Source organism: Streptomyces sp. NPDC043746 (assembly GCF_056436485.1).
Window position 1 is genome coordinate 1 of the sequence record NZ_JBWKCM010000008.1, and the last position, 15,488, is coordinate 15,488.

A 15,488-nucleotide genomic window follows, 5' to 3' on the forward strand; every position below is an offset into this window, starting at 1 on the left:
CCCCACCCCCCACCACCCCACCCCCCCCCCCCCCCCCCCCCCCCCCCCTCTTCCCCCCCCCCCCCCCCCCCCCCCCCCCCCCCCCCCCCCCCCCCCCCCCCCCCCCCCCCCCCGGCCCGCACGGCGGGCCCCCTGATCTCCGGGCCGCGGTGGCGCTGACACCTGTCCTGTCGCGCCCAGGCGCTGCCGCGGCCCGGAACCACACACTTCGATTTCAACAAACTGTTGACGCTTCCTCCGCGGCGAACCTACGCTCCTCAAGCCGTCAGCAGCTCGTACGAAAGGTCATCCCGCCACATGGCTAAGCGTGTGCTCACGACCGAGTCAGGCGCCCCGGTCGCCGACAACCAGAACTCCGCCACCGCCGGTGCCGGTGGACCGATCCTCCTCCAGGACCAGCACCTCCTGGAGAAGCTCGCCCGCTTCAACCGTGAGCGCATCCCGGAGCGCGTGGTCCACGCCCGCGGCTCCGGCGCGTACGGCTACTTCGAGGTGACCGACGACGTCACCGGCTTCACCCGCGCCGACTTCCTCTCCGAGGTGGGCAGGCGCACCGAGACGTTCCTCCGCTTCTCCACCGTGGCGGACTCCCTCGGCGGCGCGGACGCGGTCCGCGACCCGCGCGGCTTCGCCGTCAAGTTCTATACGAACGAAGGCAATTACGACCTCGTCGGGAACAACACCCCGGTGTTCTTCATCAAGGACCCGATCAAGTTCCCCGACTTCATCCACTCCCAGAAGCGCGACCCCTTCACGGGCCGTCAGGAACCGGACAACGTCTGGGACTTCTGGGCGCACGCCCCCGAGGCGACGCACCAGGTCACCTGGCTGATGGGGGATCGCGGCATCCCCGCCTCCTACCGCCACATGAACGGCTACGGCTCGCACACCTACCAGTGGACGAACGCCGAGGGCGAGGCATTCTTCGTCAAGTACCACTTCAAGACCAACCAGGGCGTGCGCTCGCTCTCCGCCGAGCAGGCCGCCGAGCTGGTCGGCAAGGACGCCAACTCGCACCAGACGGACCTGCTCCAGGCCATCGAGCGGGGCGTCAACCCGTCCTGGACCCTGTACGTCCAGGTGATGCCGGCCGCCGAGGCCGCCGACTACCGGTTCAACCCGTTCGACCTCACCAAGGTGTGGCCGCACGCGGACTACCCGCTCCGGCGGGTCGGCCGGCTGGTGCTCGACCGGAACCCGGACAACGTCTTCGCCGAGGTCGAGCAGGCCGCGTTCTCGCCGAACAACTTCGTGCCCGGCATCGGCCCGTCCCCGGACAAGATGCTCCAGGGCCGGCTCTTCGCCTACGCCGACGCGCACCGCTACCGGCTGGGCGTCAACCACACCCAGCTGCCGGTCAACGCCCCGAAGGCGGCGCAGGTCGACAACTACGGCCGCGACGGGCTGCACGCCACCCGCTACGGCTCGCGCCACGACAAGAACTACGAGCCCAACTCGTACGCCGGCCCGACGCAGACGGACACCGCGCTCGGCGCCCCGCTCGCCGTCCACGGCTGGACGGGCACCTACGGGACGGCCGCCCACGTCAAGGACGACGACTTCTTCCAGGCGGGCGAGCTGTACCGGCTGATGTCCGAGGAGGAGAAGGGCCGGCTGGTCGCCAACATCGCCGGAGGCCTCTCACAGGTCACCCGCGACGACGTGATCGAGAAGAACCTCGCCCACTTCCGCGCCGCCGACGCCGACTACGGCAAGCGCGTGGAGGAGGCCGTCCGCGCCCTGCGCGAGGACTGAGCCTCCTGCCCAGGCCCCTGCCCGTCCCGCGCACCCGGATGAGGGGTGCCGCGCGGGACGGGCGGGACGACGAGGCCGCGGCGGCTGTGCGATGCCAGTGCGGTGGTGAAGGACCCGGGGACCGTCTTCTGACCTGAAGGAGACGCCCTCCCCCGGGTCCGATCGCCGCCGCCGCGGTCCCTGTCACTCAGGGCCCACCCCCAGCACCACCTTCGCTTTCCCCTGAACGAGGGCGCGGAGTACGGATACGGTCCCGTACTGCGCGCCCTCTTCGCCATGTCCCGACCCGGATCCCGGTGCCCTCCCCGCCTGACGCCCGGTGGCTTGAATCCATATAGACCGCGTACAGAGTCTGCCCAGAGACCTGCGTGCAGTATGGGCGGCGCATTGACCGCCTCTGCCGTTCTGGCACACACCCTGCCCGGCACCACAAGGGCCGTGTGCGGTGCGATACCCCTTCCTCCTCCCCCGCTCCCTTCCTCCTCCGCAGTGCGACAGACGGCTACCCGCACGACATGTACGGCACGTCACAGTCATCAGGTGAATACAAGGGGAAGCAGATGCTCGAAGTTGGTACTTCCCGGGCCGGTACCGAGCCCGCCAGCCGTTTTCTGACCACGGTCGACGAGGTCACCGTGCTGCTGGGGACGGCGGCCGACAAGGCCGACTCCCAGTACTCCGGCGACGCGCGGGGGGCCCTGCTCGGCCGGGTGGCCGAGGTCAACAAGGCCGCCGCCGCGGGCGACCAGCAGGCCCTGTACGTCCAGCAGTTCCTGCTCGACCGGATCTACCGGCTGCACACCAGGCTGACGGACCGGGAGACCGCCGAGGGCTCGGTCGTCGCGCACGAGATCGGCCGGCTGCTGGAGACCGCGACCGCCGAGGCGCAGGACCGGCTGATCGAGCCGGGGCTGCTGGAGGAGGCGCCCACCGAACCGCGCGCCTACCTCTCCTGGCTGAAGAAGACCGCCCGTGAGCACCGGGTCTACAAGCACCCCTACTACCACGAGTTCATCCGCAACCGGGCCACCGAGGCCGACCTGCGCAACTACGTGATGCAGGAGTCCGTCGTCGACGGCCGCTTCGACGATCTGCTGGCGATGATGCAGGTCGGTACGGCGGGTGCGGCGAAGATGGAGATCGCCGCCAACTTCTGGGACGAGATGGGCAACGGCGACCACGCCCAGGTCCACACCACCCTCTTCAACAAGATCTTCGAGGTCTTCCAGATCCCGGACGAGGAGCTGGAGCGCTCGCTCACCGCCAACTCGCTCCTCAACGGCAACCTCGCGGTGCTGCTGTGCCGTTACCGCTCGCTGTATCCGGAGGCCGTGGGCTTCCTCGGGATGACCGAGTGGATGGCTCCGGACCGGTTCGTCCAGGTCGTGCACGCCTGGGAGCGGCTCGGCCTGCCCGAGGTCGGCATCGTCTACCACCGGCTGCACATCACCATCGACTCCCAGCACGCCCAGGGCTGGTTCCACAACGTGGTGCTGCCCGCCGCCGAGTCCCCCCGGATGCGCCGGGCCATCGCCCGCGGCATCCTGTGGCGGCTCAACGCCTCGGCGACCTATCTGGACGAGCGCATGCCGTCGGTCGCCGGCTGAGCCCCCGCCACCGCCCAGCAGGAGCCACCACCCACCAGGAGGGGAGAGCACATGCCGCTCGGCACCGAAGGATTCACCGTCATCGACCTGCCCGAGGTCGCGCCCGACATCCCGCCCAGCTACGACCGCTGCCCGGTCGACGACTACATGGGCAACGGCACCCGCTTCAAGCGGTTCTCGCAGTACAAGCTCACTCCGGCCGAGGACGACACCTGGTCGTTCAAGCGGCTGCCGCACCGCGACTACACCACGTACAAGAAGTTCAACCCGGTCGGCGGCGGCATCCGCCGCGTCTACGAGCCGATCGAGGTGGACTTCACCCCGCTGATCGCCGAGGGCGTCCGCGAACTGGGCCTGGACCGGTCCGAGCCGTGGCAGATCAACGTCCACCAGAACCGGACCCGCGCCGAGGGCGGCCGGCCCGGACCGCTCACCCCGGAGGGCGTGCACCACGACGGCCATGAGTTCGTCATGATCGCCATCCTGAACAAGGTGAACGTGGCAGGCGGCACCACCCGGCTCTGGAAGCCGGGGGCGGACGCGCCCTTCTGGTCGGGGACGCTCGAAGCCGGCCAGGCGGTCCTGCTGGACGACCGGGGGCTCGCGCACGACGTCACGGACGTCCTCTCCGCCGACGGCGGGCCGGGCCACCGCGACATCGTGATCATCGCCTTCTCCCGCTGGGCGGAGAAGTGGTACGGCGACGAGCACGACGCGGCGGCGCTCGAAGAGCAAGAGGCCTGATGTACGGGGCCGTTCCCGGCCGCACCGCGCGGCCGGGGGCGGCCCTGTCCCCCGCCACCTACCTGAGACGAGTCATGACCGACTTCTTCAAGTATCAGGCACTGGGCAACGACTACGTGGTGATCGACCCCCGCTCCACCGACCTCCCCGTCACACCGGGGACCGTACGGCTCGTCTGCGACCGGCACTTCGGCATCGGCGCGGACGGGGTGGTGCACGGCCCGCTGGCCGGCCCCCGTCCCGGGGTCCCGGTCCCGCTGGCCCTCTTCAACTCCGACGGCTCGGCCTGCGGGCGCAGCGGCAACGGGCTGCGCATGTTCGCCCTGCACCTGGCCGAGCGGGAGGCGGGCAGCTGGGCGACCGGTGAGCCGTTCACGCTCCGGACGAGCGCGGGCGACAGCACCGTACGGATTCTGGACCAGGCGGCCGGAGCCGTCCAAGTCGGGCTCGGGATACCGGTGTTCGACGCCTCCGCCCTGCCGCTGCTGAACGAGGACGGCACCCCCGCCGAAGGCTCCACGCTCTCCGTTCCCCTGAGCGTCGGTGAGCGGAAGCTGACGGTGACCGCCCTCCACAACGGCAACCCGCACACCGTGGTCCCCGTCGACGAGCCGACCCCGGACCTGGCGCGACAGCTGGGCCCCCTGATCGCCGGGCACGCGCGCTTCCCGCACCGCACCAACGTGCAGTTCCTGCGGGTGGTGAACCGGGGCGCGCTGCGGATCGAGGTGTACGAGCGGGGCGCCGGCTACGCGCTGGCCTCGGGCAGCAGCGCCTGCGCCGCCGCGTCGGCCGCCCGTCAACTCGGGCTCTGCGACGACCGGGTGGAGGTCGAGATGCCCGGCGGCAGTGTGGCCGTGACCCTCGCGGCGGACGGATCGGTGACCCTGACCGGCGAGGTCCGGCAGGTGGCGACCGGTGACTTCGCCCCGGCCCTGCGCGCCCTGCTCGACCGCACCGCGGAGGCCGCCCGATGACCACCACCACCGGCGAATACCCCATGCAGAAGTGGGTCTTCGAGGACGCCGCCGGACGCTTCGACATCGACCTCGGGGACAGCAACATGCTCCCCGGCCGGCTCGACCAGCTCTCCGTCCCTGCGGGTCTGGAGCTGGACTACGGGCACGACCGGGGCATCGGCGCGCTGCGCGACCGGGTCGCCGACCTCTACGGCGGCGATTCCGCTTCCGTCCTCATCACCCAGGGGGCGCAGCAGGCCCTCTATCTCGTCTACGCCTCCCTCCTCTCCCCCGGTTCCCAGGTGATCGTCTACCGGCCGGGGTGGCAGCAGTCCTGGGACATCACCGCTGATCTGGGCTGCCGGGTCGACTGCGCTCCCTACCGCGACGACCTCACCTTCGACGTCGAGGCCGCCGCCGCGCTGGCCGGTCCGGAGCTGCGGCTGGTCGTCGCCAACTCCCCCTGCAATCCCACCGGTCGGCGGATCTCGGACAGTGACCTGAAGGGGCTGCTGGCGCTGGCGGAGCGGCATGGCGCCCATCTGCTGCTCGACGAGGAGTACGCGCTCGACCTCAGGGACTCCCCCGCCGTCGGCAGCGACCGGGTGATCTCGGTCTCCAGCCTCTCCAAGGTGTACGGCTTCCCCGGGCTGCGGGTCGGCTGGCTGTACGCGCCGCCGGAGGTGGTCGAGGGGTGCGCACGGCGCAAGTTCCTCTCCACCATCGCCAATTCGGTGCTCTGCGAGACGCTGGCCTGCGATGTGCTGGACCACCGCGACCACTATCTGCGCCGGTACACCGAGATCACCGGTCAAGGCCTGGATCTCGTAAGGGAGTTCGCGCGACGCAACGCGGACGCCGTGGAGCTGGTGGAGCCCGAGGACACCCCGTTCGCCTGGCTCCGGCTGACCACCGGGGAGCAGCCGCTCGCGCTCTGCCGCCGGGTGCTGGACGCCGGGGTGCTGCTGATGCCCGGCGAGACCCTCGGCGCATCCGACGGCTTCCGGATCTGCTTCGCCCGCGCCCCCGAGGCCGTGACCGAGGGGCTGCGAAGGCTCGAACCGCTGCTCCGCCCCACCTCCCAAGTCCCCTCGTCCACCGGACCGCGCGGTGGACGGACAAGCAATCTGCCGAACGGAGTCCTGTGACCATGAGCGCGTCGGACGCTGCCGAGTCCCGTATGCAACTCTCCTTCGGGCAGGAGCAGTTGTGGTTCCTCGACCAGATGAACCCCGGGGAGACCACCTACAACGTCCCCACCGCCTACCGGCTGCGCGGCCCGCTGGACCTGCCCGCGCTGGAGGGGGCGCTCAACCTGCTGGTCGCCCGCCACGACCAGCTGCGGGTGACCCTGCACGCGGTGGACGGCGTGCCGTACCAGGTCGTCGCCCCCGCCGAGGACACCCCGCTGCCGGTCACCGACCTCTCCGGGCTCTCCCCCGAGGAGCGGGAGCGGGCGCTCGACGCGGCGCTGAAGACCGAGGCGGACACCCCGTTCGACCTGGCGGCGGGGCCGGTGCGCCGGTTCCAGCTGTTCCGACTGGCCGAGCAGGAGCACGTCCTCTCCCTCAACTACCACCACATCGTCACCGACGGCTGGTCCGGTGGGGTGATCAGCCGGGACATCACCGAGGCCTACCGGCAGCTGCGCGCCGGGCGCACCCCAAAGCTGCCCGCCCCGGCCGCCACCTACGCCGACCATGTGGAGCGCCAGCGGGAGCAGCGCGCCTCGGGGCAGTGGGAGAGCGAGCTGGACTTCTGGCAGGAGCGGCTGGCCGGGCTGGAGGCGCTGGAGCTGCCCGCCGACCGGGTCCGCCCGGCGGAGCCGACCCGTGACGGGGAGACGTTCACCGTCACCTTCCCGACCGAGCTGCTGGAGCAGGCGCGCGCGCTCGCCCAGGAGCAGGGCGCCTCGCTCTACATGGTGGTGGCCGCCGCGCTGAAGGTGGTGCTGGCCCGGTACAGCGGGCAGGACGACATCGCGATCGGGGTGCCGATGCTCGGCCGTACCGATCCCGAGCTGGAGGACGTCGTCGGCCTGTTCATCAACATGACGGTCCTGCGCTCGGACCTCTCGGGCGGGATCACCTTCGCGGAGCTGATCGAGCGGATCGCGGACAACAACCTGGATGTGTACGACAACCAGGACGTGCCCTTCGACCATGTCGTCGACCGGGTGCAGCCGGTGCGGGACGCGGGCCGCAACCCGCTCTTCCAGATCGCCGTGCAGCTGCTCGGTGAGACGACGACCGGGGACGCGCTCCAGCTGGACGGGCTGGAGACCGAGTCGATCCTGGTCTCCGGCGGCCGTTCCCGCTTCGACCTCTCCTTCAGCTTCATCGAGGGCGTGGACCGACTGCGGCTGATCGTGGAGTACGCCACCGATCTGTACGACCGCCGCCGGGTGGAGGCGATGGTCCAGCACTTCCGAACCGTGCTGGGCGCGGCCGCCACCGACCCCGACACCCCGGTCTCCAAGCTGCCGCTGCTGACCGAGGAGGAGAAGCAGGAGCTGCTTGCGGTCGGGCGCGGGGCCGACTTCGACTACCCGACCGAGCCGGTGCACGCCACCATCGCCCGCATCGCCCGCGAGCACCCGGACCTGGTCGCCGCCGTCTGCCGGGGCAAGGAGATGACGTACGCGGAGCTGGTCCGGCGGGCCGACAAGCTGGCGCGCCACATCCGCTCGCGCGGGCTCAAGCAGGAGCAGGTCGTGGCCATCGCCATGGACCGGGACCTGGACGCGCTGGTGGCGATCGTCGGCGTGATGGTCTCCGGGGCCGCGTACACCATCATCGACCCCTCACACCCGAACGCCCGCCTGGACCACATGCTGCGGGACACGGCCGCCCCGCTCGTCATCACCCGGGACGCGAACGTCGGTGATCTGCCGCCCTCCAGCGGGTGGGAGGTCCTGCGGATCGACACCGAGTGGGAGACGGTCGAGGCCGAGCCCACCGACGTACCGCTGGAGGAGTGGACGGAGCCGACCTCGCTCGTCTACGTCCTCTACACCTCCGGGTCGACCGGCAAGCCCAAGGGCGTGATGATCGAGCAGCGCGGGCTGCGCATGTTCGTCGAGGCCTACCGGCGCACCTTCGGCGAGTGGGGCCACACCGATCGGCTGCTCCAACTGCCCGCTCTCACCTTCGACATGTCGCAGGGCGAGATCTTCGCCGGGCTGATCAGCGGCTCCGCGATGGTGCTGGTGGCGCCCGAGGACGCGTCCTCGCCGGAGTCGCTGGGGGCCCTGATGCGCGAGCAGCGGGTGACGTACGCAGGGCTGTCCCCGGCGATCCTGTCGCTGGTGGAGGCGGAGCCGTACCCGGATCTGAAGTACATCATGGGTGGGGCGGAGGCGCTTCCGGCCGAGCTGGTCAACAAGTGGAACCTGCCGGGCCGGATGTTCGTGAACCTGTACGGGCCGACCGAGGCGTCGATCGCGACCACCGAGTACCTCTGCGAGCACCGCGAGTGGAAGTCCTCGCCGCCGATCGGGCGCCCCGAGTTCAGCCGGTTGCACTATGTGGTCGACAAGGAGTTCAACCTGGTGCCGGTCGGTGTTCCGGGCGAGCTGCTGATCGGCGGGGACGAGGGGCTGTCGCGCGGCTACCTCAACCTGCCGGAGCTGACGGACGAGAAGTTCGTGCCCGACCCGTTCCTCGGTGAGGGGCGCGTCTACCGCACGGGTGACCTGGTGCGCTGGACGCCCGACCTCCAGATCGACTTCATCGGGCGGCTGGACAACCAGGTGAAGCTGCGCGGGCTGCGCATCGAGCTGGGCGAGATCGAGTCGGGGCTGCTGACCCACCCGAAGGTCCGCATGGCGCTGGTGCTGCTGAGGGAGGACGACGGGGAGAAGCAGCTCGTCGGCTACTACACGGTCCTCGGGGACACCTCCCCGACGGTGGCGGAGCTGCGGGACCACCTGGGCCGGACGATGCCGGAGTACATGGTGCCGACCGCGTGGGTGGAGCTGGAGGAGTTCCCGCTGACCCCGGCCCGCAAGATCAACCGGGCGGCGCTGCCGGCTCCGGTCGGCGCGGGCGGCGCGGCCGACTCGTACATCGCGCCGACCACCCCGACCGAGGAGAAGGTCGTCGAGGTCTTCGGCACCGTGCTCGGCCAGGAGCGGGTCGGGACCGGGGCCAGCTTCTTCGAGCTGGGCGGCAACTCGCTCCAGGCGATGCGGGCGGTCAGCCGACTGAACAAGCACTTCAAGGTGAAGGTCAACGTCCGGCTGCTGTACGGCGGTGCCACGGTCGGCGCGCTCGCGACGGCGATCGACGAGCTGGTGGCCAAGGCCGGAAAGGCGGCCAGCCGTGCCTGAACTCGTTTCGCCGCAGGCGGAGTTGGCGCGGAACGGGTCGGCCGCGCTACGGGCGACGGACCCGGAGCTGGCGCGGCTGCTGGACGCCGAGGTGGTGCAGCAGCGGGCGACGCTGGCCATGGTGGCGTCGACCAGCATCGCGGACCCCTCGGTGCTGGCGGCCGCCGGATCGGCGCTGTCCCATGTGACGGCCGAAGGGTATCCGGGGGCCCGCTACCACCCGGGGGCCTCGCAGTTCGACCTGGTGGAGCGGCTGGCGGTGGAGCGGGCCAAGCATGCCTTCGGCGCGGTGTACGCCAATGTGCAGCCGCACTCGTGCTCCTCGGCCAACCAGGCGGTGCTGGCCGCGCTGGTCCGCCCCGGGGGGACGATCCTCGCCCTGGATCTGGACTCCGGGGGGCACCTCACCCACGGCTCCCCGGCCTCGGTGACCGGGATGCACTACCAGGCCGTGCACTACGGGCTGGACGCGGCGGGGCGGATCGACTACGGGCAGGTGGCGGCGCTGGCCGAGCGCCACCGGCCGAGCGTCCTCATCGCGGGGGCCAGCGCCCACCCCCGTACGCTCGACTTCGCGCGCTTCCGGGCCATCGCGGACTCGGTGGGCGCCTATCTGGTCGCGGACATCTCGCACATCGCGGGGCTGGTGGCGGCCGGGGAGCACCCCACGCCGGTCGATCTGGCGCACGCGACGACCACGAGTACCTACAAGCAGCTCGGCGGGCCGCGCGGCGGGCTGATCCTGATCGGGCGCGAGCACGCCACGCCCGGCCCGGACGGCCGCACCCCGCTGTCCCGGCTGATGCAGCGGGCCGTCTTCCCGCTCTCGCAGGGCACGCCGAACCCGGCGGCCATCGCGGCGAAGGCGCGGGCCCTGGCGCTGGTCGCGGAGCCCGCGTTCAAGGAGACGATGCGGCTGGTCGTCGACAACGCGGCGGCGCTCGCGGACGCCCTGTCGGCGCTGGGCCACCGGGTGCTGACCGGGGGCACCGACAACCACATGGTGCTCATCGACCTGACGGGCGGCTCGATGACCGGGGTGGTCGCGGAACGGGCCCTGGAGGAGTGCGGCATCCTCGCCAACCGGAACCGGATCCCGGACGACACCCGGCCGCCGCTCGTCACCAGCGGGCTGCGGCTGGGCACCAACATCCTGGCCCAGCGGGGCATGGGCCCCGCCGGGATGCGGAGCTGCGCTGCGCTGCTGCACCGGGTGCTGGAGGCGACCAGGGTCCGGGGCGAGCGGGAGTACGTGCTCGACGCCGGGGAGCGGGACGCGGTCCGGGCGGAGGTGGCCGAGCTGTGCGAACGCCATCCGCTGCCGGGGGCTCCGGTGCCCTCGGCACCCGGTGGCGAGGTGGTCTCCCGGCTCACTCCGGCGGGCTCCGGCGGCACGGCTCCGGCGGCGGTCTCCGGCTCACGGGTGGGAGGGGCGGCGTGACGCTTCACGAGCGGGGCGCCCCGGCGCCCCCCGCGCTGCTGCCCACCGACCGGCCGCGGCGGAGCGAGGGCGCCGGGTGCACCGCCAGGCAGCGGGTGGTGCTCGACGGGGCGGCCGGGTCCGCGCCTCAGGAGATGCTGCTCGCCGGGTTCGCCGCGCTGCTCCACCGGTACACCGGTCAGGACGAATTCCACTTCCGCGCGCGCACGCCCGGTGCGGGCTCGTTCCGGCTGAGCTGCGCGATCGGTGCGGACACCACACCGGCCGACCTCGCCCGGTCCGGCCCGGAGCGGCGCGAGCCGGTGGCGGACGACGAGGCGCCGGCCGACGTCGAGCTGGTGCTGCTGGAGCGCAGCGGCAGCGCCTACGCCCATCGCACCGTCCAACTCCGCTATGACGCGGATCTGTTCGACCAGGAGACGGTGCTGCGGCTGCTCACCCACTTCCGTACGCTGGTCGAGGACGCCCTCGCCCGCCCCGAGGTCCCCGTGGCCCGGTTGCGGCTCCTGACCGACGGCGAGCTGCGGCGCACGCTGGTGGAGTGGAACGACACGGCGGCCGAGCTCCCCCACGACCGCTGTCTGCACGAGGCGTTCGAGGCGCGGGCGGCCGACGACCCGGGGGCCGTGGCGGTGGTCCGGGGCACGGAGCGGTGGACGTACGGCGAGGTCAACGCGGCGGCGAACCGGCTGGCGCGCCATCTGCGCGGGCTCGGCGCCGGCGTCGGCGGCCGGGTGGGAATCTGCCTGGACCGCTCGCCCGAGCTGCTGGTGGCGGTGCTGGGCGCGCTCAAGTCCGGTTCCGCCTATGTGCCGTTGGACCCGGACTATCCGCAGCAGCGGATCGCGGCGATGGTCACCGGCACCTCGTGTGCGGTGATCGTCTCCCGGGGCGATCTCGCCACGCACCTGGCGGAGGTGGGTCCGCGGGTCGTGCAGCTGGACCGGGACGCGGAGCAGTGGGCGGACGCCCCGCCCGGCAACGTGTGCAGCGGGGTGGCGCCCGGGGATCTGGCGTACGTCATCCACACCTCGGGGTCGACCGGCGCGCCCAAGCCGATCGCGCTGCGCCACCGAGGGGTGATGAACAACATCGCGGACCTCAACTCCCGTTACTCCGTGGGCCCCGGCGACCGTGTCCTCGCGCTCTCCTCGCCCAGCTTCGACATGTCGGTCTACGAGTTCCTGGGGCTGACGACGGCCGGGGGCACCGTGGTCCTGCCTGATCCCTCGCTGGCGAAGGACCCGCAGCACTGGGCGGAGTTGCTGGCCGGGCACCGGATCACGGTGTGGAACTCGGCGCCTGCGCTCCTCGAACTGGTCGTGGAGCAGCTGGAGTCGGCCGGCGCCGCGCCTCTGGACGATCTGCGTCTGGCGCTGCTGGGCGGCGACTGGGTTCCGCTCTCGCTGCCCGACCGGACGCGCAAGGTGGCCCCGGGGCTGCGGTTCGTCGCGCTGGGCGGGGCCACCGAGTCCTCGATCCACTCCACGCTGTACGAGGTGGGCGAGGTCGACCCGGGGTGGACGAGCATCCCGTACGGGCGGCCGATGGCCAACCAGCGTACGTACATCCTGGATTCCGCCCTCCAGCCGGTGCCGCCGGGGGTCGCGGGCGAACTCCATCTGGCGGGCATCGGTCTGGCCACCGGCTATCTCGACCGGCCCGAGCTGACCGCGGAACGGTTCTTCGACTGGTCCTGCGGCCCGGTCACCGGGGAGCGGCTCTACCGGACGGGCGATGTGGCCCGGTACGGCCCCGACGGACTGATCGAGCTGCTGGGCCGGTCCGACTTCCAGGTCAAGGTGCACGGGCACCGGATCGAACTGGGCGAGATCGAGGCGGTGTTGCGATCCCACGACGCGGTGAAGGACGCGGTCGTCGCCACCCGCGGGGACGCGGCCGGTGGTCTGCGGCTGGTCGCCTACGTGGTGCCGCGGCCGGGCCGCACGGTCAGGCCCCGGGTGATCAGCGCCCATCTGGCGGGCGCGCTCCCGCGGTTCATGGTGCCGGGGGTCGTCCTCGTCCTGGACCGGCTACCGCTCTCCCCCAACGGCAAGACCGACCGCAAGGCGCTGCCGGATCCGCCGCCGGAGGACGGGGAGAGGGCCTTCATCGCGCCGAACACCCCCACGGAGAAGGTCGTTGCCGATATCTTCGCCACCGTGCTGTCGGCCCCGAAGGTCGGGGCGGACACCTCCTTCCTCGCGGCCGGCGGCGATTCGCTCCGGTCCATGCGGGCGGTCAGCCGGCTCAGCAAACACTTCGGGATCAAGGTGAACGTACGTCTGCTCCACGGCGGGGACACCGTCAGCGGTGTCGCCGCCGCCATCGACCAGCTCCTGAACACCGCTCCCCTGGAAGACGGAGGCCGGAAACGGTGACCGCCCCACCCGCCGACAGCCTGGTCCCGCTCCGCGCGGGCGGCGACGGCCCGCCCGTGTACTGCGTCCACCCGGTCTCCGGCTCGCCGTACTGCTACACCGACCTGGCCTCGCGGATCGATGCCGGCACCCCCGTGTTCGGCTTCGAGGCGCCCGGCTTCGACGGGTCCGACGAGCCGGCCGGGTCGATCCGGGAGCTGGCCGAGGTGCACACGGCCACGCTCCGGGCCGCCCGCCCGCACGGGCCCTACCGGCTGCTCGGCTGGTCGCTGGGCGGGGTGGTGGCCTTCGAGATGGCCCGGCAGCTGGCCGCCGAGGGCGAGGAGGTGCCGCTGCTGGTGGTGGTCGACGCGGCGCTGCCCGGCACCCAGCCGTTCCCGCCGGGGCCCGCACTCGTGCGGTACTTCCTCCACGACTTCCTGGGGCTGGTGAGCGGCGGGGCCCCCGAGCTGGACCGGGCCCTGGCGAAGCTCGCCCCGGAGGCGGGCCCGCGGGAGCGGCTGGAGGCCATCGCGGAGTCGGGGACCGTACCGGAGGAGTTCGACGCGGAGTTCCTGCTGGAGCGGTTCACCCTGTTCCGGGCCCATGCCCGCGCGATGGTGGACCATGTGATCGACGGGGTCCACGACGGCCCGACCACCCTGGTCCGGGCCGAGAGGTCGGAGCCGCACCTGCTGCGCTGGGAGCCGTACGCGACCCGGCTCGACCAGTACACCGTGCCGGGCGACCACCACTCCATCTGGCGGGAGCCGGGGCTCGTGGCCATCGCTGACATCGTCAACCACGCTCTGCACAGGGGGGTTTCGGCGTGAGCGAGGACAGCGGCCGGACAGAATCCGGTGCCGCCACCGCCGAGGAGGCCGAGCCTGCGCCACCGCGAAGCCTCTGGTACAACCGGGACTTCATGGTGTTCTGGGTGGGCGAAGGGCTCTCCCTGTACGGCACCCAGATAGCCAACCTCGCCCTGCCGCTCACCGCGGTCCTGGTCTTCCAGGTCGGCCCCGAGGAGCTGGGGCTGCTCCGCTTCGCCCAGCTGGTGCCGTTCCTGGCGCTCGCCCTGGTCTTCGGGGTCTGGGTGGACCGGGTGCGCAAACGCCCGGTGATGCTCTGGGCCAATGTCGTCCGCATGGTCCTCATCGGCCTGGTGCCACTGCTGTACTACGCGGACCTGCTCACCCTCCCGATGCTGTACGCGCTGGCGTTCGGGGTCGGCACGGCGGCCGTGCTCTTCGACGTCAGCTGGATGAGCTACGTACCGGTGCTGGTGAAGGACAAGCGCAGTCTGCTGGAGGCCAACACCAAGCTCAACGCCACCCTCTCGTCGGCCGATGTGGCCGGGCCCGGGATCGCGGGGACGCTGGTCACCGCGTTCTCGGCGCCCGCCGCGATGGCCGCCAACGCGTTCTCGTACGCCCTGTCGGTGATCTCGCTGCTGCTGGTGCGGGCCCCCGAGCCGGCCCCGCCGCCCCGCACGGAGAAGCGGAGGCTGCGCGCCGAGCTGGCGGAGGGGCTGCGCTGGGTCTTCGGCAACCGGTGGCTGCGGGCGATCGGGCTGGTCGGCTGCTCCTGCAACTTCTTCCTGACCATGGTGCAGTCGCTGTTCCTGCTGTACGCGGTGCGGGACAAGGAGCTGTCGGCGGCGACCATCGGCTTCGTGATGGGCGCGGCGGCGGTGGGCGGGCTGCTCGGAGCGCTGATCTCCGGGATGGTGGTGCGTCGGCTCTCGGTGGGGACGGCCTACCGGGTCTCGGTCTCGATCATCTTTCTGGGCCCGCTGCTGATCCCGGCGGCGGGCGGCCCCTCGTGGCTGCTGGTGGGGCTCTTCGTGGCCTCGTTCTTCCTGGAGTACTTCGGCTCCAGCATCTCCAACGTGATCATCGTGAGTCTGCGGCAGAGCATCACCCCGCAGCCGCTGATGGGCCGGATGACCGCCGCGATGCGGATGCTGCTGTACGGCGGCGGGGCGCTCGGCGGGCCGGTCGGCGGGGTGCTGGCCGGGGTGCTCGGGCTGCACGCGGCGCTCTGGGTGGCGGGGGTGCTCTCGGCGGCGATGCTCGTGCCGATCATCCTGTCGCCGGTCGGGAAGCTGCGCACGATGCCGACGGGGCCGCAGGAGCTGCCCGCCTGACCGTGGTTCCGGTGCCGGGGGGGGGGGGGGGGGTTTCCCCGTTCGGCCCCCCAGGCGCCGGGGGCGTCAAAACCAGCCGACGTAGAAACTTCCCCTTCCGAAACGGCGGGGCATGGGGCTCCCTACCCGTTTCCTCATTCCAC

The 15,488-nt window shown here is 71.7% G+C and carries 10 protein-coding genes; all 10 read left to right on the plus strand.

Annotated elements, in window-relative coordinates:
• Window positions 1-297 precede the first annotated feature (297 nt).
• The 10 genes from AC0682_RS11155 to AC0682_RS11200 all read left to right on the plus strand — a co-directional run bounded on the left by AC0682_RS11155 (window position 298) and on the right by AC0682_RS11200 (window position 15,345).
• The gene (locus AC0682_RS11155; protein ID WP_478532336.1) at window positions 298-1,755 is read left to right on the plus strand and encodes a catalase; all 1,458 of its coding nucleotides are present in this window, start codon (window positions 298-300) and stop codon (window positions 1,753-1,755) included.
• Between the two features lie 560 nt (window positions 1,756-2,315).
• Window positions 2,316-3,362 (plus strand): iron-containing redox enzyme family protein, encoded by a 1,047-nt coding sequence (locus AC0682_RS11160; protein WP_478532337.1) that lies wholly within the window; start codon window positions 2,316-2,318, stop codon window positions 3,360-3,362.
• Between the two features lie 51 nt (window positions 3,363-3,413).
• Window positions 3,414-4,106 carry a 2OG-Fe dioxygenase family protein gene (locus AC0682_RS11165; protein ID WP_478532338.1) on the plus strand — a complete coding sequence of 231 codons (693 nt, stop codon included), beginning with the start codon at window positions 3,414-3,416 and terminating at the stop codon, window positions 4,104-4,106.
• Window positions 4,107-4,180: 74 nt separating this feature from the next.
• Window positions 4,181-5,083 (plus strand): diaminopimelate epimerase, encoded by a 903-nt coding sequence (gene dapF / locus AC0682_RS11170; protein ID WP_478532340.1) that lies wholly within the window; start codon window positions 4,181-4,183, stop codon window positions 5,081-5,083.
• Entirely contained in the window at window positions 5,080-6,213 is a 1,134-nt protein-coding gene (locus AC0682_RS11175) for a pyridoxal phosphate-dependent aminotransferase (RefSeq protein WP_478532341.1), read from the plus strand. Before dapF ends, AC0682_RS11175 begins: the two co-directional genes overlap by 4 nt.
• A gap of 2 nt (window positions 6,214-6,215) precedes the next feature.
• Window positions 6,216-9,395 carry a non-ribosomal peptide synthetase gene (locus tag AC0682_RS11180; RefSeq protein ID WP_478532342.1) on the plus strand — a complete coding sequence of 1,060 codons (3,180 nt, stop codon included), beginning with the start codon at window positions 6,216-6,218 and terminating at the stop codon, window positions 9,393-9,395.
• Entirely contained in the window at window positions 9,388-10,836 is a 1,449-nt protein-coding gene (locus AC0682_RS11185; protein ID WP_478532343.1) for a serine hydroxymethyltransferase, read from the plus strand. Before AC0682_RS11180 ends, AC0682_RS11185 begins: the two co-directional genes overlap by 8 nt.
• Window positions 10,833-13,217, plus strand: coding sequence for a non-ribosomal peptide synthetase (locus AC0682_RS11190; protein ID WP_478532345.1), 2,385 nt, complete (start codon window positions 10,833-10,835; stop codon window positions 13,215-13,217). Before AC0682_RS11185 ends, AC0682_RS11190 begins: the two co-directional genes overlap by 4 nt.
• Window positions 13,214-14,029, plus strand: a complete 816-nt coding sequence (locus AC0682_RS11195) for a thioesterase domain-containing protein (protein ID WP_478532346.1) — start codon at window positions 13,214-13,216, stop codon at window positions 14,027-14,029. The genes AC0682_RS11190 and AC0682_RS11195 overlap by 4 nt, the downstream gene beginning before the upstream one ends.
• A complete protein-coding gene (locus AC0682_RS11200) occupies window positions 14,026-15,345 on the plus strand; it encodes an MFS transporter (protein WP_478532348.1) in 1,320 nt (439 codons plus the stop codon). Before AC0682_RS11195 ends, AC0682_RS11200 begins: the two co-directional genes overlap by 4 nt.
• Window positions 15,346-15,488: the final 143 nt, after the last annotated feature.